This is a genomic window from Microvirga sp. 17 mud 1-3 (assembly GCF_003151255.1).
GTDB lineage: Bacteria > Pseudomonadota > Alphaproteobacteria > Rhizobiales > Beijerinckiaceae > Microvirga.
The window spans coordinates 2,126,958-2,147,309 of sequence record NZ_CP029481.1; the positions used below are offsets into that span (position 1 = coordinate 2,126,958).

Here is a 20,352-nt window from a genome sequence, read left to right on the forward strand (position 1 = left end):
GGAACTGGATCTTGTCGGCGCAGGACTACTTGCCGGCGCAGAGATCGGCGACGTTCTTGGCCGCAGCGGCCTTGATGCTCTCCTCGCTCAGGCCGTAGGATGTGAGGATCTTCTTGTAGTCGTCCGTTTTCCGGAACTCGACGAGGGCTTTGTTGAAGGCATCATAAAGATCCTTGTCCTCCGGGCGGAACGCGAACCCACCATAATTACGAACCGGCTTTCCATTGACGACCGGATCCGTGAAGGGCTTCACCTGCTCCACATCCTTGCCACCTTCGGCAAGCTTGGAGACGGTCAGCTCCGTTGCCGCGTAGGCATCAGCCCGCGTCTGAACCGTCGAAAGGGCATCGGCATTGGCCTGAATGATGATGATCTGATTGTCCTTCACGCCAACGGCGCGCAGGAAGTCGATGTTGTTCGCGCCTGAGACGACGGCCACCTTCAGGGACGGGTCCTTCGCGATGTCGGCGTAAGTGGTCAGTTTCTTCGGGTTCCCTTTCTTTACGAGAAGGCCTTCGCCGTAGCTGGAATTCGGCTCCGTAAAGGTGACCTGCTTGCACCGCTCCGGCGAAATGTTCTGTTCGGCCGCCGCAAAGGCGAAGCGACGGGCCTTCAGGCCAGGAATAAGGGTGCCGAATGGGGTCACTGTCCAGTTGACCTCGTTGATGCCCATTCGCTTGAAGACCGCGATGGCGACATCCGGCCCGATGCCAGCCGCCGTACCGTCCTCTTTCATATAGCCGTAGGGCACTTCGTTGGCTGTCGCGCCCTGAACATATCCCGCGCTCTTGACCTCATCGAGCGTCAGGGCACTGGCTCCTCCCATGCCGACCGCAAGGGCGAGAGCAGCGATACCGTAACAAAGGGTCTTATGCATGTAGTCTTCTCCTCTGGTATAAGGGTCCGCGTGCCGGTTAGCCCGGCTTGCAGCGTCGATGCTGGCGGGTTGGGTTCAGATTGCGTCCTCCATGGTTGCGACGACCGCCAGGCAGTCGCCCATCTTGACGAGGCCGGGGAAGTGACGGGCGGCGAGCACACCGTCGAGTTTCGCCTGGTATTCGGCCGGAGCTTGTCCCGTGCGTCCAATAGGATGGACACGGGCGATGACATCGCCAGCCCGGATTGGGTCACCGAGGTCGACATAGGGCTCGAGGAGACCATCGTCCTGTGCGAAGACGAAGCAGTCGTCCGACGGCATGTCGAGCCAGCGAGTTCGACTGCGATCAGGCGCGCCCGAAACGATCCCTGCGTGTTTGAGGACGTTCATGACGCCACGCTTGGCAATCCCGGCGGTCTTCGCCGACGCCGTGCCGCCGCCCGACAACTCGGTGGTGACGAAGACCTTGCCCATCTCCTCGGCCGCTGTGTCGTACATGCCGACAGCGTCAATCTCGACCATTCTCATGGAGTAGGGAGCCGCAAAGGCCGCAACTGCTTCGAAGCAACGGCGCTCCTGCTCCTTGTCGGGCAACGCGTGGGCGGCCGCATAGGGGAGAAAATCGAGGGTCCGCCCGCCTGAATGGAAGTCTAGAACGATATCCGCCATTGGCAGCAGAATGCGCTGAAAATAATCCGCAATCTTCTCGGTGACCGTCCCGTCCGGGCGACCCGGGAAGCTGCGATTCATGTTCCCGCGATCGATCGGGGAGGTCCGGGTGCCCGCCCGAAAGGCAGGGTAGTTCATCGCAGGCACGATGATGACGCGACCCTGGATGTCTTCCGCCTTAAGCGTTCGCGCGAGGTCGAACAGGGCGATGGGGCCTTCATATTCGTCCCCGTGATTGCCGCCAGTCAGCAAAGCCGTCGGCCCGTCGCCCCGCTTGACGACAGTGATCGGAACCATCACCGAGCCCCATGCGGAATCATCCCGGCTATAAGGGAGCCGGAGATGACCATGCTGCACGCCGTCGACCTCAAAGCTGACATTCGCCGCAATCGGGGAGGGGCGCTGGACGAGCTTCATGATCTCAGGCTTTCACGAAAAGCTGGCGGGGTACATTCGAAAGGCATTCGACCCCGGTGTCGGTGATGACGATGCTCTCGGTGATCTCCAGGCCCATGTTCTCCAGCCATAGGCCGGTCATGAAATGGAAGGTCATGCCAGGCTCGAGTACCGTTCGGTCGCCGGGGCGCAGGCTCATGGTACGCTCGCCCCAGTCCGGCGGGTAGCTCAGCCCGATCGGGTATCCGGTCCGATTGTCTTTAACGATGCCGTAACGGGCCAGAACGGCGAAGAATGCATTGGCGATATCCTCGCACACATTCCCGGGTTTGGCGGCTGCGAGACCAGCTTCCATGCCCTCCAGCACGGCCTTCTCGGCATCGATAAAGGCTTGCGTGGGCTTTCCGAGAAAAACCGTGCGCGACAGAGGGCAATGGTAGCGCTTGTAGCAGCCCGCAATTTCGAAGAACGTGCCTTCGCCGTTCCGCATGGGGCGGTCGTCCCAGGTCAGGTGCGGGGCAGAGGCTTCTTCGCCTGAGGGAAGCAGCGGAACGATGGCCGCGTAATCACCACCATATCCATCCACACCTCGCAGGCCCGCGTCGTAGATTTCAGCCACAAGGTCGTTCTTGCGTAGCCCCGGTTCGACCTTCTCGAGGATACGTCGATGCATGGCCTCGACGATGCGTCCCGCCTTCTTCATATAGGCGATTTCCGTTGGACTCTTGACGGCACGCTGCCAGTTCACAAGCGACAGGGCATCCTTGAAGCGGGCATTCGGCAGGTGCTTGGTGAGCGAGAGATAGGCTGCAGCCGAGAAATAGTAATTGTCCATCTCGACCGCGATGGTGCCCTTGTCCCATCCGCGATCCGTGATGATGCTGGACAGGAAGTCCATGGGATGGCGCTCGGTCGACTGAACGTAGTGATCCGGGTAGCCGATGATGTTGTCGTGCTTCAGATAGGCGGTCCGCTTCGCGCCATTGGCATCCTGGCCGCGTCCGTACCAGATCGGCTCTCCATCCGGCGGTACGAGCACGCATTGATGCACGTAAAAGGACCAGCCATCATAACCTGTCAGCCAGTGCATGTTGGACGGATCGGTGACGATCAGGAGGTCGATCCCGGCCTTCTCCATGGCCCTACGGGTTTTTGCGAGCCGCTCGGCATATTCCTCTCGGCTGAAATTGAGATTAGGCGCGCTCACAGGCTTCCTCCGGTTGGTTCTTGTGTGTCGATCGGGCGGCCCGCCCCGGCTTCGGCGGCGCGGCTGCGGGCGAGGGTCGCGATGGCAGTGTCCTGCACGCCCGTTCCGGTCAGGTCGCACAGAGTGATGGCATCCCTGTCCTCGCGCCCGGGAACTTGTCCCGCAATGACCTTGCCCAACTCGGGGAAGGTCCGGTCCTCCGCGATCAGGCCAGCACGAATTGCGTGGTGCAACTCGCCGAGCCGCCGCGTTTGAGCAACGCTGTCGGCAAAATAAGACACGCGGAGGAGGATTTCGGGCGCGACCTCGTTCTTGTGCTCGGAATCCGAGCCCATCGCGGTGATGTGCTGCCCGGGTCGAAGCCATTCGGCCTTCAGGATCGGATGTTCGGCAGGAGTCGTCGTGACGATGATATCGGCTTGATTGCAGGCTTGTTCGGGGGTCGAGCCAGCTTCGACCGGGATACCGAGCTGCCTTGCCATGTCCCGCGCGGTCGAGGCAGCCTTGTCTGGATCCCGGGCCCAGATCGAGGCCCTTTCGATTGGACGGACGAGCATGAGAGCCTGCAGTTGCAGGCGAGCCTGCAGCCCTGCTCCGAAGATGGCGGCGCTCCGCGCGTCGGGCCGTGCCAAGTGCTTGGCCGCGACAGCACCGGCGGCAGCCGTGCGGATGTCCGTAAGATATCCATTGTCCAGCAGAAGCGCCTCCACGAGGCCAGTCTTCGTGCTGAGGAGGATCATGAGGCCGTTGAGGCTGGGTAAGCCAAGCTTGGGATTATCGAAGAATCCAGGGCTGACCTTAATTGCAAAGCCGTCCAGCCCCGGCACGTAGGCGGTCTTCACGTCGACTTCGCCGCGGTGTTCCGCGATGTCGAGCCGGAGAATAGGAGGCATGACGACCGGTTTGGTCGCCAAAGACCTGAAAGCATCTTCAATGCAGGACACGGCGCTGGCATCGAGCTGAACGACCCGGCGCAGATCGGGTTCCGTAAGAACCAGCATACGGGCCATCAGATCCGCCCTCCCGACAGAGACACCTTGCCGAAGCCCGCATCGATAATCTGGCGATGTCGCGCCTCGTCGATATTGCGCCCTGAAACGACGATGGCCGTAGGACCGGATGGCGTGACCTTGCCGGCGAGCAGCGCCGCAATGCCGACCGCTCCAGCTCCCTCCACGACCTCGCCCTCGTGCGCAAAAGCGTGGCGAATACCTTCGGCAATTTCATCCTCTGTCAGCAGGATGACATCGTCGAGCAGGTCGCGGCACATCGCGAAGGTGTAGCGGTTATCAAGTCCGATCCCCCCGCCGAGGGAGTCGGCCAGGGTATCCAGCTCCTCAACCGGAACAGGCTGCCCAGCACGCAGGCTCTCATACATGGCGGCGCCGCGGGCCATTGAGACACCGACGACGTGGACATTTGGCAGGGCGCCTTTAAGCGCCGCGGCGACGCCTGCGGCCAGGCCGCCGCCGGAGAGTGGCACAAGGACGAGCTCGACCTCAGGCCTGTCCTCGGCGATTTCGAGGCCAATCGTTCCCTGTCCGGCAATGATAGCAGCGTGATCGAAAGGAGGAACCGCCGTGAGGCCTTGCTCTCGCACGAGACGATCTACCTCCTTCTGGGCGTCGTCTTGCGAGCGGCCGACGATCCGGACATCGGCTCCGAGCGCACGAACGGCCTCGACCTTGTTACCAGGCACCAGGGCGGACATGCATACGACAGCACGCGTGCCGGCGGCCTGTGCGGCGGTGGCCAGTGCACGGCCATGATTTCCGGTTGAAGCTGTGACGAGGCCGCGTTTCCTAGCCTCGTCATCCAGAGAAAGCACGGCATTTGTCGCACCGCGCAGCTTGAAGCTGCCTGTCGACTGCCGAGTCTCGAGTTTGAGATGGATCGGAACGCCGCAGCGGGCCGAGAGACTTGAGGAGGAGACAAGGGGCGTGCGCAGGACACGGCTCTCAATCCTCTTCCTTGCCTCTCTGATTTGTTCGAGCGCAATCGCTGTCATGCGCTGCAATCCGATGAGCCGCCAAGACAGCGAGACGAGAAAGCTATGGAAAGCCGCCGCCCATGTTTGGACAGGACGGCCCAAGGTGTTTCAAAGCAAAACGTGGCGGCAGGCATTGATTGCATCCGTCATCTCTCGCCAGGACAAAGCGATGGTGTGATGCGCTCAAGTTCATGTCAATCCTTACATTGTCATGAAACAATTTCTCTTGAGATCTAGGCAATAGAGCTGACGTCGAAGACGGGTGGCAATTGGTCGAAGGTACGCCTGATCGTTTGAAGCGCATCTGCCAGTGCCCCATGAGACAGGCGCCCGCCGAGGCATATCCGGATACCACCCATGGCTCCGCCTCCGGCCATGAATGGATCGGACGGCGTCACTGCCACACGATTCTGGGTCAAAGCACGAACCAACCCCTCCTCGGTCCAGCGAGGCGGCACCTTGAGCCATGCGCAGAGAGAGATCGGATGCGTCTGGGCAATATGGTTGCCGAGGATCTCGCTCACGATGGTTTGGCGGGCTTGGGCCTCGTGTCGCTGAATCTTTACCAGTTCCTCTGCTGTCCCGTCCGCAATCCACTGCGCTGCAATTTCGGCCGGAAGGTTGGTCGCGCTCCAGGTTGTCACACGCATGATGCTGGCCACCCGGATGCTGTATTGAGGTGGAACGACCAGGTATCCGACCCGCAATCCCGTCAGCACCGACTTGGTAAAGCTGGTAACGAAGAAGCCGAGCTCAGGGAGAAGTTCGGTTATCGCCGGGAGTGGCTCCTCAAGGAGCGGCTTATAGACCTCATCCTCCACGACGAATACGCCGTAACGGCGCGCCACGTCGGCGACAGCCTGCCTCCGCTGAGCGCTCATGACGTGGCTCGTCGGGTTCCCCAGGGTTGGCACAAGCACGAGGGCCGCGACCCCGCCGGCCGCGCAGGCTTCCTCAAATGCCTCGACGAGGATGCCCTCGCGGTCGGTGGGAAGACCGCGGAGGGTAAATCCCAGCACGTTAGCCAAGCCGATAATTCCGTGGTCGGTCAGGCACTCGGTCAATACGACCTCGCCGGGCTGGACGACAGCCGCAACAGCCAGAAACAGCCCGTGAGCCGCCCCGTTTGTGATGAGAATTCGGTCCTTATCCGCCTCGACGCCAAGTCTTCTTAGCCAAATCTGCGCGGCTTCCCTATGCTGATCCAGTCCCGCAATCGGGCGGCAGGGCCGCATGAATGTGCTGTTGTCGAGCCCTGCGAGCTTCTGCATAACGGCGCGGGAGGCATGCTCATGAGCCTCCGTATAGACCGCACGGACGATGGAAAGGTCCATCGTCTCGCTCACATTACGGTCAAGCATGAAGCGGTCGGCCTTCTCGGTCACGCGGCTGCGGACGAAGGTTCCCCGGCCGACCTCTCCACGCAAATAACCCCGCCGTTCCGCCTCCTTGTAACTGAGGCTGACGGTCTGCACGGATACGCCGAGTTGGCGCGCAAGATCGCGATGCGTTGGCATGCGCGCATGGGGCAGCAAAATCTCCGCGTCGATGTCGGCGATGATCCGCTCAGTCAGAAGCTTATGCTTGGTGGCGCCTTTTCTCTTGACCAAGGTCGGGCGCCAATCCGCCGGAAAGGCTGCCTCTTGGCCCGGGAGTGGGAGGGAGTTCAACGCGGGGGAGGGGGCGCGCATGGGATTGTCTCGAAAAATTGATATGCAATAATCATTACATTGGCCTGGAAATCTGGATAGCCATGAAACTCGATAAAATCGACATGAAAATCTTAGCGGCTCTTCAGGAAGATGGCCGAATGACCAAGCTCCGGCTCGCTGAAGCAGTCAATCTTTCCCCTACGGCGTGCTGGGAGCGCCTGAGTAGACTGGAGAAGGGGGGCGTCATTGCCGGTTACACGGCACGCATCAATACCGACCGTTTCATGCGCCTGACAACCGTCCTGGTAGAAATCACCTTAAGAAGCCATCAACAGAGCGATTTCCAGCGCTTCGAAGCTGCCATCCTCAAGGAGCCGATGGTGGTTGCCTGCGACGCGACCGGTGGCGGAATAGATTATATTCTTAAGGTTGTTTCAGTCGATATCGATGCTTACCAAAGGCTGATAGACAGGCTTTTGAAGCTCGACCTCGGGATTGAGCGCTACTTCACCTATGTCGTCACCAAGAACGTCAAGAACTCCGATCCGGCTCGCAGCCTACTTTCACTCGAATTATCGGATTGATGTCCAACGTCCCACGTCACTGACGGCCGCTTAAGGGCGGCCGCATGCTTTATGCCTGAGCCGTGAGCGTACCCGCTTCGGCAATTTCGAGCAGGCGGCGCATGAATGCCTCGCCTTTGGCGACCTCACTGAGTTCAATGTACTCATTGGGATTGTGAGCCTGATCGATGTTGCCGGGGCCGCAGACGACGGAGGGAATGCCGCCCGATTTCTGGAACAGGCTCGCCTCTGTCGCAAAGGCAACCTTGGAGTGACCATTTTGCCCGGCAAGCGCCTTGGCCAAGGTGACTACCTCGTCATCCGGCGCCGTATCGAGGCCCGGCGTCGAGGAAAGCTCGTGCCATGAGAATCCGGCCTCCGGAGCGACGGCCTTCATCTCCGGCTCTAACGTTTCATGAGCATATCGCTGCACTTGGGCAAGGAGTGCCGCAGGATCCTCTTCCGGAAGGTAGCGGAACTCGAAATCGAATTCACAAACGGACGGGACAATGTTCAGCGCGGTGCCCCCACGGAACACCCCCGTGTGAACGGTCGTGTGAGGAATATCAAAACCGGGGTCGAACGGCCCCTCAGAAGCAAAGCGGCGTGCCATCCCGCGCAGGTGGGCGACCACCTCCGCCGCATACTCAACGGCGTTGACGCCACGTGGCGCAAGGGAAGAGTGGCAGGATCTGCCCTCGACCCGGCAGCGCATTCCGAGCTTCCCCTTGTGAGCGCAGATAATCTGCATCTCGGTCGGCTCGCCTATGATGGCCATACGAGGTTGAACAGCCAGCGCCCCGATGTGGGCAATCAGCGGGCGAACCCCGATGCAGCCGACCTCTTCGTCGTATGAGAAGGCGTAATGGATCGGTGTCTTCAGATCTGCCGCCGCGAATGCGGGTGCATAGGAGAGCGCAATGGCCACAAAGCTCTTCATGTCGGCTGTGCCGCGGCCATAGAGGCGGCCCTCCCGCTCCGTCAGCGTGAATGGGTCGCTGCTCCAGATTTGATTGTCCACCGGCACGGTGTCTGTATGGCCGGATAGAAGGATGCCGCCACGATCCTGTGGCCCGATCGTAGCGTAGAGACTGGCCTTCTGGCCCGTTGCATCCGGGACGAGCGTGCTCTCGATTCCCAGTCGCGCCAGGTAGTCGCGGATATAGCCAATCAGCTCCAGGTTGGAGTGCCTGCTCGTCGTATCGAAGCCGACCAGATCCCGGATCAGGTCAAGGCTGACGAGGTCGCCGGTATTCATAATTTCTCCAGTTCTCATTCTTGTCGCAACGGGCTGTGGTCAAAATATGCACATCTGCAAATGAGGCGTCAGATCCACGGGGTCGTCGGCCCTGCCGTGTTCGACCCTATGCAATGTCGTTCAGATGACATGCCGATATTCTTCCTGGGGCAATCTCACGAAGTACGGGCCGTTCCTCTTTGCAGCGCGCGAAGGCATGGGGACAACGTGGGTGGAAGGCGCAGCCGCTGGGCGGGTTGAGCGGCGAGGGAATCTCGCCCTTGATTGGCGCAAAAGTCCGCTTGCGGGTATCGACCCGCGGCGCCTCGTTAAGAAGCGCTCGGCTATAGGGGTGGTTCGGCTGGGCAAAAAGCTCGTCGCTCGGCGCACTTTCCACCACCCGGCCGAGATACATGATGACCGTGCGGTCAGCGATATGTTCGACGACGCCGAGATCGTGACTGATGAACAGATAGGTCAGGCCGAGATCACGACGCAGCTCCATGAACAAGTTAATGATCTGCGCCTGAATGGAGACATCGAGTGCAGCGACGGATTCATCGCATACAAGAAACTCAGGCTGAACCGCGAGGGCGCGCGCGATACCGATGCGCTGCCGTTGCCCGCCCGAGAACTGATGCGGAAAACGCGCTGCATAGGCCGGATCGAGTCCGACCTTGCGCATGATCGTTGCGACATACTCGGCCTTCTCGCTTCGTGAAACCAGGCCGTGCACACGCGGCGCTTCCCCGATGATCTCGCTGACCCGCAGGCGAGGATTGAGGGACGCCATAGGATCCTGAAAGACCATCTGAATTTTCAGCTTGGCCTTACGCGCCTCTTCCGAAGACAATTCCCCAATTGGTCGGCCGCGATACAGCAGTCGGCCGGAACTCGGCGGCGTGATACCGGCGACCATACGGCCGAGAGTGGTCTTGCCGCAACCCGACTCGCCGACGAGGCCGACCACCTCGCCAGGAGCGATGGCGAGACTGACATCATCAACCGCGTGGACATCATATTCCTGGACGTTGGCGCCAAGCCGCTTGGCCAGGCGTTCGGCAAAGTCGAGCCTTGTCGAAAATCGTTTCGTCAGTCGATCCAGCTCGATCATCGGCGCAGAGCTTGCCGGCTGCCGCTCCTGAGAAGGGGCAGAGCCCACCGGGAGGGTGATAGCGGTCATGCGGCGACCCCTTCTTGAGGGTGGAAGCAGCGCCAGCCATGATCTTCGCCTCCGGACAGGGATGGCAGCACAAGGCAGGCATCGGATGCGTGACGGCAACGCGGACGGAAGCTACAGCCTTCGGGCAGGCTCAGCAGGGAAGGCGTCATTCCAGGGATCTGCGCCAGAGGCTGGCCGCGCTGGTTGCGGCTCGGCACCGAGCCGAGCAGGCCGTGCGTGTAGGGATGGCGTGCGCGGTTGATGACTTCCTCGGTCACTCCGGTCTCAACGATGCGTCCGGCATACATGACGGCGATCCGGTCTGCGAGGCCTGAAACCACAGCCAGATCATGGGTGATCCAGACCAGGGCCGTTCCGGTCTCCCGGCACAATTTCTGGACCTCGAATAGGATCTGTGCCTGGATCGTCACGTCCAGTGCCGTGGTCGGCTCGTCCGCTATGATCACATCGGGCCGGTGGAGAAGGGCGATCGCGATGGCGACGCGCTGGCGCATGCCGCCGGAGAACTGGTGCGGATAGGCTGCAAGCCTCTCGTCCGGCGACGGAATACCGACCCGGACCAGAGCCTCCCGGGCTCGTTCGCGGGCTTGCTGGCGGGAGACTTTCTCGTGGGCCAGAACGGTTTCGACCATCTGAGTTTCGACGCTGAGCACCGGGTTCAGTGTCATCATCGGGTCCTGAAAGATCATGGCGATCCGGTCGCCCCGAAGCTGGCGCAGGCGCCGCTCGCTGGCGGTTGCAAGATTCTCGCCCCGATAGCGGACAGTGCCTCCGACGATCCGGCCAGGTGGATCGATGAGTCCGAGGATCGACATCCCGGTCACCGACTTGCCAGAACCGGATTCGCCAACCAGTCCCAGGATTTCCCCACGATGAAGTGCAAAGCTCACGCCATCGACCGCTTTGGCGATGCCCGCACGGGTGAAGAAATGGGTCCGCAGATCCTCGACTTCGAGCACAGGGTCGTGTTGCGTCAATGCCGCCTCCTCAATGCTGCAGGCGGGGGTTAAGGACATCGCGCATTTGATCGCCAACCAAATTGATGCTGACGATGGTGATCAGCAAGGCAAGGCCAGGAAATACGCTGAGCCAGAATTCCCCGCTCAGCATGAAGCCGAAGCCGGACGCGATCAGCATGCCCAGCGAGGGCTGGGTTACCGGGACACCGACACCGAGGAAGGAGAGCGTCGCTTCCAGCGTAATCGCGTGAGCAACCTGCACAGTTGCAACGACAATCAGGGGCGGCAGACAGTTTGGAAGCAGGTGGCGCATCACCACACGGCTTTTAGGGAGAGCCAGGCACTGTGCGGCCTCGACATATTCCTTGCGTCGCTCAACCAAGGCGGCACTACGTACCGTGCGGGCGTAATAGGCCCACTGCACGGCCGTGAGTGCTACGATCACCTTGTCCACGCCCTTGCCGAGAACGGCCAGCAGGATCAACGCAATCAGGATCGCCGGGAAGGACAGCTGGATATCGACAAGTCGCATGATGGCCGCGTCGATCGTCCCGCCCGCGTACGCAGCGACCATGCCGACCACCAGCCCGATGGCGAGTGCTATGGCGGTTGATGAAAAACCGACCAACAGACTCGTCCGCAGGCCGTAAAGAATTGCACTCAGGATGTCCCGGCCCTGCTCGTCCGAGCCGAGCCAGAAGATGTTGCCGTCAAGGTCGGCGCCTCCTGGAGGCAACATACCGCTCATGATGTCGAGTTTGCTCAGGTCGTAAGGATCCTGTGGAGCAACCCAGGGGGCAAAGAGCGCCGCCGAGACGACCAGCACCAACAGGATCAAGCCGAAGACGGCGACCGGATTGCCAACGAACTCGGCAAGGAAGCGCCTCAGGGGCGTCTGCACTTTTGGTGCAGCGGCGGGAGTTACAATGGTCATGCCTTGGCACCCCCCAGGCGAATGCGTGGATCGAGCAGGGAATAAAGGACGTCGACCACGAGGTTGATGATGATGAAGAGGAGCACGGTGACCAGCAGGTATGCCACCACCACGGGCCGGTCGAGGAGCAGAATGCTGTCGATCAGAAGTTTGCCCATCCCCGGCCAGGAGAACACCGATTCCGTAACAACCGAAAAAGCGATCACGGACCCGAATTCGAGACCGAGAACGGTCACAACCGGAATCATGATATTTTTCAGGATATGAACACCTACAATTCTGACCGGCGACAGTCCTTTGGCCCGGGCGAAGCGAACGTAATCCTGCAGGGCTACTTCCCGGGTCCCGGCACGGGCCAGACGGATCACCAGGGATTTCTTGAACAATGCGAGGTTCATGGCAGGCAGGATCATGTGCTTAAGACCGTCGGCAGTTAGAAAACTGAACGGGATACCGAACAGGTCTACCGTTTGGCCGCGGCCACTGGCGGGCAGCCAGCCAAGCCAGACCGCAAAGGTCATGATCAGGAGCATGCCGACCCAGAAGGTCGGGAGGCTGAACCCCAAGATCGATCCTGCCATAATCGTACGGCCAGCCGCGGAGCCGGGTCGCAGGCCTGCCCAGATCCCGAGCGGGATCCCAAACAGCACGGCGATGAGCATGGCGAAGAGCGCCAGTTCGAGCGTGGCCGGGAAGCGCTCGAGAACCAAACGGACGGCCGGCGTGCCATGAACGAAGGATGTCCCGAGATCACCCGAGATTGCATTGCCTGCAAATGAAAGGAACTGCTCGTACATCGGACGATCGAGGCCCAGCCGCGCGATAGCCGCAGTGCGCTCGATCTCATCAGCTTCAGGGCTGATCAGCACGTCGATGGGGTTGCCGATCGCGAAGATGCCGGCGAACACAAGGACGGACATGATTGCGACGACGATCGCGCTTTGGGCAATGCGTCGGATCAGGAAAACCAGCATGTCAAATCCCCGGTGGGAGAGGGCCCGGGACGACAATCGTCGCCCCGGGACACGGTCTTATTTGGCCGTGCGAACGGCTGCCGCGAGCGTGTACTGGTCGGCGCGCGGCTCGTAGGTCAGCCCCTTACGCATGCCCCACGAGGCAGCCTCGTAATGCAGAGGCAGGATGGCCACGTCATCACTGACGACCTTCATGGCCTCTGCCAGGAGCTTCTCGCGGGCAGTATCATCAACTGTGGCAAGAGCCTGCGTCAGGAGATCGTCGAGCTTTGGATTGGAATATCCGGTGTAGTTCGTCGGACCGAAGCCCTTCTCCTTGATGCGCGTTGCGACGAGTGACTTGAGCGGCGAGGAAGCTTCACCCGTCGCCGCACTCCAACCGGCCAGGAAGACACTGAACTCACCTTTGTTGCGACGTGAGAAGAAGACGTTGACCGTGGCGGCATCGACCTGGGTCTTGATGCCGATGCGGCTGAACATCTGAGCCGCCGCTTGGGCGATCTTCTCGTCGTTGATGTAGCGATCGTTCGGCGTGCCGATGGTCAGCTCGAAACCATTCGGGTAGCCGGCATCTGCCAGCAGCTTCTTTGCCCTTTCGGCGTCATAGGCCACCTTCAGGTCCGGGTTTGTGCCGAACAGGCCGGGAGCCAGGAGCTGGGCCGCGGGCTCGGCGGTGTTGTTCATAATGCGCTTTACAATGGCGGCGCGGTCGATCGCCAGCGATAGCGCCTGACGGACACGAATGTCTCGCAGGGGGTTCTTGCCGTCGGTACCCTTAATGGTCGGCGTCTTCTCGGCCTGATCCAGAGCGAGGTAAACGACCCGGTTCGACATAGTCTCTACGACCGACACCTTCGGATCCTTGCGCAGTCGCTCGAGATCCTGCAGCGGCGGCTCGTCGACCATGTCGACATCGCCCGCAAGCAGTGCCGCGACACGGGGTCCTTCGCTGGTGATCGGCCGGAAAGTTACCTTATCCCACTCGGGCTTCGTACCCCAGTAATTGTCGTTGCGGGCGAGCACAATCCGTTCGCCCTTGCGGTATTCAACAAGCTTGAAGGGGCCGGTGCCGATGGTCAGCGTGCCGTCGTTGAAGGCCTGCGTGGAGGGCCAGCTGTCCGCCTTGCAGCCTGCCTTATCGAACTTTACCGCTTCGCCTCCGGCCGCTTTGGCCGAGATGATGCCGAAGGTCGTCATTTCGACGGGCAGCAGCGGGTAAGGCGAGGCCGTCTTGATGATGATGGTGTAGGGATCCGGCACTTCGATGGTGTCGATACCCTTTGTGTAGAGCGTGAATGACGACGGGCTGTTGGCGACGTTCGGAATGCGGCAGACCGTATAGACGAAATCCTGCGCGGTGAATTCGGTCCCATCGTGGAATTTCACGCCTTTGCGCAGCTTGAATTCCCAGGTCTTGTCATCAAGGGTCCGCCACGATTCCGCCAGTGCCGGGATCAGACGCTGCTTCGCATCCTGATCGACCAGCGATTCAAAGATGTGCCGGCGCACCGTGTTGTTTGGAGTAAGGTTATGATAGTGCGGATCGAGCGAGCTGGGCTCGGAAGCGGTACCGATCCGAAGATCTGCGGCCGAGGCGTGGCCTGCGAGAAATATGGCGGCAAGGACGCCGGCTAAGACTGGGAGTTGCTGTTTCATGACCTCTCTCTGGTACTTGGCTTCTGGGTTTGAAAACGCCGAGATATGTTATTATGTGGAAATTGTTTATCGCATTGCGATAAGAATGTAGCGCAACGCGATTATCTCAGATATTATCGCTGAGCTTGTCAAGGCAGCCTTAGGTGCAAGGCGGGGCGAGTCCGCAGGAGGTAGGTCGGTTATGGATTCGCAGGGGGAGGCGGCTGCGCCGGATCCGATGGAAGAGGATATGGTTGTTATGAAGAAGGGCGCGGGCGCAGCTGCGCGTGAGGATGCCCTGTTCATCAACTCGCTCGCGAAAGGCCTCAGCGTTCTCAAGGCATTTGACGGTGACTGGGATGCACTCGGCCTAAGCGAAATCGCTGGGCGCTCGGGCATCAGCATGGGTGCCGCCCAGCGGATTACGCATACGTTGGTCCGCCTTGGATACCTCCGCAAGGACGACAGGACGCGCCGTTACCGGCTCAGCGCTCGCACCCTCGACTTTGCCTATCACTACCTTCACGCAAGTCCGCTTTACGAAGTATCGATTCCCTTCGTTGCGTCGGCGCGAGACGAGTGCCGGGAAACCGTCAATGTTGCCGAGCTCGATGGCCCAGAGGTCGTGGCTGTCATTCGCATGCCGAGCCAACGCTACATGAATCCAACGTCGACGATCGGCCGCAGATTGCCGGCCTTTTGCACGGCGGGCGGTCGGGCCCAGCTCGCCTGGTTGCCGCCCGCAGAAGCCGCAAACATCCTCGATCGCACGGAGTTCCTGCCACGGACACCGCATACGTTGACCGATCGAGCAGATGTGGAGAAGCGTCTGGAACTGGCCCAGCGCGAGGGCTATGCGATGGTGGTCGAGGAGGTGAATCAGGGCGAAATCGCACTCGCAGCCCCTATTCTGGATGGCAATGGCCGTCCCTTGGCGGCTGTTGGCGTCTCTACGTCGACGGCCGACTGGACTGCCGATAGTGCGCGCGAGCGCCTTGCCCCGGTAGTGATGCAGACGGCGCGCCTGATCTCGCGTTCTCTGAAAGGCTGGAAGCCATTCTAGATCGCTTATGAAATTGATCCGTATCCTACGAGCCGTTTCGTCAGACCCGACATTCGCTTAGAGTCCTCAGGCCTGCGGTAATTTCACCAAGGATTCTCTATGACGACCGCCGATATTCGTTTCGCCACGCTTGAGGATGCTGAGACCGTGGCAAAGCTGATCCGCCATATGGATCGACACTATCGACCTGACGAGGAGCTTCGGCCGGAGGCGGACTATCGGCAGATGACGGAGCAAACTATCGCAAACCGTGAGGGAACCCGCTTTGTGATCGCTCGAGACGAGGAGGGGCGGGGAGTTGGTCTCGCCTGCGTCGCAGTTCTACGTCCCGGCCGTGATCTGCAAGGACTGATTTATCTTAAAGATCTCTATGTGTCCGAACCGGCACGGGGGTGCGGCCTTGGCACTCAGATCATCAGCTTCCTGTCTGCCTACGCAGTCGAGAATTATATCGGGCGCATGGACTTTACGACCGATACCGACAATGTCGGAGCGCAGCGTCTCTACGATTCACTTGGCGGCATCAGAAAGGAGAAGGTATATTACACGCTTCCCATCGAGGCCCTCAAGGCCGTTGCGGCACGCGCGAACCGGGCTGTTGAGCGGACCTATTCCGTTCAGGACTAGGAAAGAGGAAATCTATTCCATTGCAAATTGACGACAGGCTGGCAGCATCGGCCCCACGCAAGGAGAAACTCGTCCATGCCGACCGATTCCGCGCCCCGGCCTGCCAACCTCGCTCCTCCGGCACCTGAATTTCCATGGCCAGGCGGTAAGAAATGCGTCCTTTTCCCTGGCTTTGATGTCGACGCGGAATCCGTCTGGCTTGGCATGGATCGTCGCAATGTAGATCGCCTGGTCACCATGTCCTATGGGGGCTATGAAGCCCGCGTGGGAATTCCCAAGCTGTTGGAGTTACTGGCCCGCTACGATGTTAAAGCGACGTTCTTCATCACGGGCTGGACAGTGGAGGCTCATCCCGCCTCTTGCGAGGCCATCCTAAAGGCAGGGCACGAAATCGGCCATCATGGCTACTGGCACCTGAGGCCCGAGCCTGGCGACCTCGCCACAATGGTCGAGGAGGTTGATCGCGGCTTTGACGCTCTCAAGAGAGTTCTTGGCGTGACGCCAGTCGGGTATCGGGCGCCGTCGGGCGAGAACTTCACCGAGCTGCTTGCTTTGCTGCGCGATCGGGGAATCCGCTATTCGAGTTCCTGGCGTGACGATATCCGTCCCTATCGCCATGTGCTTCCGGACGGACCCGGCCCTGTCGAGATTCCAGTCAACTACAGTTTCGACGACTGGAACTACGGGATTACCCATCGGATGAGCGCCCGCTCCCTCTTCGGTCGCGAGGAGGTACTTTCAATCTGGCGAGACGAGTTCGACCAGACGCGAGAATGGGGTGGGGTTGCCACCATGATCATGCATCCGCAGGTGTCAGGTCGACCGATGCGCTACCGCATCCTTGAGGATTTTCTGCAGTACGTCCGGCGTTATGACGACGTATGGTGGGCAACGGGTCGTGAGATCGTAGATCATTATGAGGCTTGTGAGGCCAGCACGAAGTGAGTCCCTAAACCGCAGCGGGTTGTTTCAAAGAGCTGGCGTCGGCTCGGAGCGGGCGGCTTCCCGCAGCACCCATTCCCGCAGAGTCGCGAGCTCACGAGTGAGGGGGCGGTCCTTCGGTGTCGTGAACCAGTAGCAATTGCGGCTTTCGAAGCCAAGTCCGAGAGGGTTGGCCAGTTGTCCGTTGGCAAGTTCGTCGGAAATCAGGCTGCGCGGGACAAGTGCAAGCCCCTGGCCACCTATGGCGGCGCGAATGACGAGAGAGTAATATCCAAAGCGGATATGGCGTGTAGGGGTAAAATCCACAAGATCCCAGGCCTGCACGAAGTCGTTCCAGCGGAGTGGCGTCTGGCTATGCTCCAGCGCCGGGAAATGGCGGATATCCTCTATAGAAGAAATCCCCCCGGCGCGTGCAATCATCTGAGGCGCTCCGACAAGGACCACATCGCGCCCGAGAACATAATCCGCGTTCCAGCCGGGCCATTCACCTTCACCAAAGCGGAAGACCGCGTCTGCCTTCTCGAGAGTGTCGCTGGGGGCAAAAGTAGTGAACTGTACATCGATGTCCGGATGGAGTTCCGCAAAGCGCGAGTAGCGCGGCATGAACCATCGATCGCCAAGAATCGGGAGAACGTGTAGACGGATCGCCGGTGGGGAGGTGCATAATGCCGCCACACGCACTGCTGCCGTCTCGAGCGCTCCAAGAGCGATCCGGGCCTGTTCGATGTAGATCAATCCGGCCTCGGTCGGCGAAAGCCCACGACTCGTCCGATGAAAAAGGGGAGTGCCAGCCAGCTCCTCGATGCTCTTGAGCTGCTTGCTGACGGCACTTTGCGTCAGATGCAGCGCCTGCGCGGCCGAGGAAACCGTTCCGTATTGCGCGAGTGCTGCGACGACGCGCAATGCGACAGTATTCGGTAAGTGGCTTCTGGTCATTCCTGCGTGCTTCCCACGGACTGCCGGAGCAGCTATTCCATTTTGGACTACCCTCGCGGAAATCATTTCAATTGTCTACTTTTAGGGTGGGTGCAAGCATCCCCTCGATCAGGAGGGATGCCAATGACCGAACCCGTTCGACTTTGGGGAGCAAGGTTCCGGACGCCGCCATCTGCGGCTCTGATGCGCCTCTCACGCGCGCCTGAGAATTACTTCCGGCTCGTGCCAGAGGATTTAAGATCCTCTATTGCCCATGCACGCGAACTTGTGCGGGCTGGTATTCTCACTCAGGACGAGGGCGACAGGATCAGTGTCACTCTGTCGGAAATTGGCAGGGATTTCGCGGCCGGAAAAGTTACACCATCTCACGCCGACGAGGACGTCCACACTTTCCTTGAGCGTCTCCTGGTGGAGCGACTCGGGCCTGTGGGCGGCAAGCTACGGGCTGGCCGTTCACGCAACGACCAGGCGGCCAACGATCTCAAGCTCCATCTGCGCAGTGCCGCAAAGCGGATTGCGAGCGAATTGCTGGCGCTTCAGGACGCCTTAGTTGGGCAGGCGAACGAGCACCAGTCCACTCTCGCACCCGGCTTCACTCATCTGCAACCGGCCCAGCCGGTCACTTTCGCGCACCAGCTCCTTGCTCATGCCCAAGGCTTCTCGCGGGATATCGAACGCTTGCAGGACTGGGACCGCAGGTCGTCTCGTTCACCGCTCGGCGCCGCGGCACTCGCCGGCTCCGCCATTGCGCTCCATCCGGAGCTCTCGGCAACGGAGCTGGGCTACGATGCCCCCTGCGAAAACTCCATCGATGCGGTCGGCAGTCGCGATCATGTGGCCGAATTCCTATTCGTCTCCGCAATGATCGGCGTCAACCTTTCACGCCTTGCGGAAGAGGTTTTCCTGTGGTCGTCGCGCCAGTTCCGCTGGGTCGTTCTGGATGATGGCTACGCCACCGGTTCCTCAATTATGCCGCAGAAGAAGAATGCGGACATTGCCGAACTTACACGTGGCCGTGCCGCACGGTTGATCGGTGCGCTGAACACGATGCTCACGGCACTGAAGGGCCTGCCCTTCGCCTATAACCGTGACTTGTCAGAGGATAAATGGGCGGCCTTTGAGGCTATTGATACGCTCGAAGTCGTTCTTCCTGCTATGGCCGGCATGATCGCAACAATGCGGGTCGATACCGCCCGTCTGAGGGCACAATCGACCGAGGGATTCACGCTCGCGACGGAGGTCGCCGATTGGCTAGCCCGTAGCGGCGTACCATTTAGCGAGGCGCATGAGATCACCGGTGCTCTCGTGCGCTATTGCGAAGAGAAGAATCTTGAACTCTCTGACCTGTCACCCGCAGATCTCGGTGCTGTCGACCAGCGCCTCGGAGCAGAGCTTCTTAAAGCTCTGACACCGGATGCCGCAGTGGCTGCACGCGCCGGCTATGGTGGGACCGCTCCGGCCCGTGTCGCCGAGCAGATTCAGCGCCTGAAGGAGGTGATCACACGTCAGCGCCACTGGGCAGAAGCTTAATCGAGGCCGGCGTGGAGGAAGCGCGCCGGCTTTGAGATCTCTTGAACAAGAGCAACGAGCCGCGGAGCTAACTGCGGCCTTGATCCAACCAAGGGAACATAGAGCAATGAGCACACTTAAACCGGCGATCCGGATCCTACACGCTGTCGCGTTCGGTACGGCATTGGCAATTCTGCTGCCGATGGGAGCCTCTGCACAGAACATCACCCTCCCAGAAAAGCTCAAGTCCGCAGGTACCATTGTGGTGGGCATCGAATCGACCTACCCGCCGATGGCCTATAAGGATCCGAAAACCAACGAACGCATCGGCGTGAATATCGACCTTGTCGAGAGCATCGCGAGGGAGCTTAGTGTAAAAGTGAAATGGGAGGAGATGAGCTTCGAACAGCTCATGACCTCTCTTACGACTGGTCGCATCGACATGATCGGGACCGCTATCAGCGACCTGCCTTCACGCCGTGAGAAGCTGACCTTCGTCGACTATCTTGTCACCGGAGCCCAGCCTTTCACGACTGTCGCCAAGAAGGACACGATCAAGTCCGAGGCCGACCTCTGCGGCAAGACCATCGGCGCGCCGCGCACCACTAATTACTACCCCATCGCACAGGCCTGGAGCGAGAAGAACTGTGTCGCGGCGGGAAAGCCCGCTGCGACGATCAACGGCACTGCGGGTGCGACGGCGACGCGCCTCGATCTCAAACAGGGGCGCCTTGATGCGGCGGTCCTAGGTCCGGAATTCGTCGCGCATCTTATGGCCGATGAGCCCAATACCTATGCGCTTGCCGGCGAACCTCTGACCAGGACACTCTTCGGTTTTGCTTTTAATAAGGGCGAGACAGGCCTGCGTGATGCCGTTGCTGCAGCCCTCACCGCGATCATAAAGAGTGGAGCTTACGGGAAGACGCTTCAGAAGTTCGGTCTTGAGCGTCAGGCGATGAACGACGTGAAGATCGACGCCGGGACCTGATCGGGGCCGCT

At 60.3% G+C, this 20,352-nt stretch carries 19 protein-coding genes; 6 read left to right on the forward strand and 13 right to left on the reverse strand.

Going from position 1 to position 20,352, the window contains the following annotated elements; all coding sequences use genetic code 11:
- Positions 1 to 25: 25 nt before the first annotated feature.
- From ehuB to C4E04_RS10120, 6 genes are all read right to left on the reverse strand, one after another.
- The gene (gene ehuB / locus C4E04_RS10095) at positions 26 to 877 is read right to left on the reverse strand and encodes an ectoine/hydroxyectoine ABC transporter substrate-binding protein EhuB (RefSeq protein WP_109597293.1); all 852 of its coding nucleotides are present in this window, start codon (positions 875 to 877) and stop codon (positions 26 to 28) included.
- A gap of 75 nt (positions 878 to 952) precedes the next feature.
- Positions 953 to 1,963 carry a N(2)-acetyl-L-2,4-diaminobutanoate deacetylase DoeB gene (gene doeB, locus C4E04_RS10100; RefSeq protein ID WP_109597294.1) on the reverse strand — a complete coding sequence of 337 codons (1,011 nt, stop codon included), beginning with the start codon at positions 1,961 to 1,963 and terminating at the stop codon, positions 953 to 955.
- 4 nt (positions 1,964 to 1,967) lie between these two features.
- Positions 1,968 to 3,149, reverse strand: a complete 1,182-nt coding sequence (gene doeA, locus C4E04_RS10105; protein WP_109597296.1) for an ectoine hydrolase DoeA — start codon at positions 3,147 to 3,149, stop codon at positions 1,968 to 1,970.
- A complete protein-coding gene (gene eutC, locus C4E04_RS10110; protein ID WP_109597297.1) occupies positions 3,146 to 4,159 on the reverse strand; it encodes an ectoine utilization protein EutC in 1,014 nt (337 codons plus the stop codon). Before eutC ends, doeA begins: the two co-directional genes overlap by 4 nt.
- Positions 4,159 to 5,157, reverse strand: coding sequence for a hydroxyectoine utilization dehydratase EutB (gene eutB / locus C4E04_RS10115; protein ID WP_109600989.1), 999 nt, complete (start codon positions 5,155 to 5,157; stop codon positions 4,159 to 4,161). The genes eutC and eutB overlap by 1 nt, the downstream gene beginning before the upstream one ends.
- Positions 5,158 to 5,372: 215 nt before the next feature.
- Positions 5,373 to 6,830: a PLP-dependent aminotransferase family protein gene (locus tag C4E04_RS10120; protein ID WP_109597298.1), complete on the reverse strand. Its 1,458-nt coding sequence runs from the start codon at positions 6,828 to 6,830 to the stop codon at positions 5,373 to 5,375.
- Positions 6,831 to 6,892: 62 nt separating this feature from the next.
- On the opposite strand from C4E04_RS10120, the gene C4E04_RS10125 reads away from it, so the two are divergent.
- Positions 6,893 to 7,375: an Lrp/AsnC family transcriptional regulator gene (locus C4E04_RS10125; RefSeq protein ID WP_109597300.1), complete on the forward strand. Its 483-nt coding sequence runs from the start codon at positions 6,893 to 6,895 to the stop codon at positions 7,373 to 7,375.
- Between the two features lie 49 nt (positions 7,376 to 7,424).
- On the opposite strand, the gene argE is transcribed toward C4E04_RS10125, so the two are convergent.
- The 6 genes from argE to C4E04_RS10155 form a co-directional block, all read right to left on the reverse strand.
- Positions 7,425 to 8,612, reverse strand: a complete 1,188-nt coding sequence (gene argE / locus C4E04_RS10130) for an acetylornithine deacetylase (RefSeq protein WP_210204617.1) — start codon at positions 8,610 to 8,612, stop codon at positions 7,425 to 7,427.
- Between the two features lie 106 nt (positions 8,613 to 8,718).
- Positions 8,719 to 9,774: an ABC transporter ATP-binding protein gene (locus C4E04_RS10135; protein WP_109597302.1), complete on the reverse strand. Its 1,056-nt coding sequence runs from the start codon at positions 9,772 to 9,774 to the stop codon at positions 8,719 to 8,721.
- Positions 9,771 to 10,790, reverse strand: coding sequence for an ABC transporter ATP-binding protein (locus tag C4E04_RS10140; RefSeq protein WP_109597304.1), 1,020 nt, complete (start codon positions 10,788 to 10,790; stop codon positions 9,771 to 9,773). The genes C4E04_RS10135 and C4E04_RS10140 overlap by 4 nt, the downstream gene beginning before the upstream one ends.
- Positions 10,762 to 11,667 (reverse strand): ABC transporter permease, encoded by a 906-nt coding sequence (locus C4E04_RS10145; protein ID WP_109597306.1) that lies wholly within the window; start codon positions 11,665 to 11,667, stop codon positions 10,762 to 10,764. The genes C4E04_RS10140 and C4E04_RS10145 overlap by 29 nt, the downstream gene beginning before the upstream one ends.
- The gene (locus tag C4E04_RS10150) at positions 11,664 to 12,641 is read right to left on the reverse strand and encodes an ABC transporter permease (RefSeq protein ID WP_109597308.1); all 978 of its coding nucleotides are present in this window, start codon (positions 12,639 to 12,641) and stop codon (positions 11,664 to 11,666) included. The genes C4E04_RS10145 and C4E04_RS10150 overlap by 4 nt, the downstream gene beginning before the upstream one ends.
- 57 nt (positions 12,642 to 12,698) lie before the next feature.
- Complete coding sequence (locus C4E04_RS10155) at positions 12,699 to 14,297, reverse strand: ABC transporter substrate-binding protein (RefSeq protein ID WP_109597310.1); 1,599 nt, start codon at positions 14,295 to 14,297, stop codon at positions 12,699 to 12,701.
- Between the two features lie 181 nt (positions 14,298 to 14,478).
- Between C4E04_RS10155 and C4E04_RS10160 the strand changes: the two genes are divergently transcribed.
- The 3 genes from C4E04_RS10160 to C4E04_RS10170 all read left to right on the forward strand — a co-directional run bounded on the left by C4E04_RS10160 (position 14,479) and on the right by C4E04_RS10170 (position 16,911).
- A complete protein-coding gene (locus C4E04_RS10160) occupies positions 14,479 to 15,339 on the forward strand; it encodes an IclR family transcriptional regulator (RefSeq protein WP_109597312.1) in 861 nt (286 codons plus the stop codon).
- Positions 15,340 to 15,438: 99 nt separating this feature from the next.
- Positions 15,439 to 15,966, forward strand: a complete 528-nt coding sequence (locus C4E04_RS10165; protein ID WP_109597314.1) for a GNAT family N-acetyltransferase — start codon at positions 15,439 to 15,441, stop codon at positions 15,964 to 15,966.
- A gap of 75 nt (positions 15,967 to 16,041) precedes the next feature.
- Complete coding sequence (locus C4E04_RS10170; protein ID WP_109597315.1) at positions 16,042 to 16,911, forward strand: polysaccharide deacetylase; 870 nt, start codon at positions 16,042 to 16,044, stop codon at positions 16,909 to 16,911.
- Positions 16,912 to 16,935: 24 nt separating this feature from the next.
- On the opposite strand, the gene C4E04_RS10175 is transcribed toward C4E04_RS10170, so the two are convergent.
- A complete protein-coding gene (locus C4E04_RS10175; RefSeq protein ID WP_109597316.1) occupies positions 16,936 to 17,844 on the reverse strand; it encodes a LysR substrate-binding domain-containing protein in 909 nt (302 codons plus the stop codon).
- Between the two features lie 123 nt (positions 17,845 to 17,967).
- On the opposite strand from C4E04_RS10175, the gene argH reads away from it, so the two are divergent.
- Both argH and C4E04_RS10185 read left to right on the forward strand, forming a co-directional pair.
- Positions 17,968 to 19,374 carry an argininosuccinate lyase gene (gene argH, locus C4E04_RS10180; RefSeq protein ID WP_109597318.1) on the forward strand — a complete coding sequence of 469 codons (1,407 nt, stop codon included), beginning with the start codon at positions 17,968 to 17,970 and terminating at the stop codon, positions 19,372 to 19,374.
- A gap of 106 nt (positions 19,375 to 19,480) precedes the next feature.
- On the forward strand, positions 19,481 to 20,341 hold the full coding sequence (locus tag C4E04_RS10185) for an ABC transporter substrate-binding protein (RefSeq protein WP_109597319.1): 861 nt from the start codon (positions 19,481 to 19,483) through the stop codon (positions 20,339 to 20,341).
- The last annotated feature ends 11 nt before the right edge of the window (positions 20,342 to 20,352 follow it).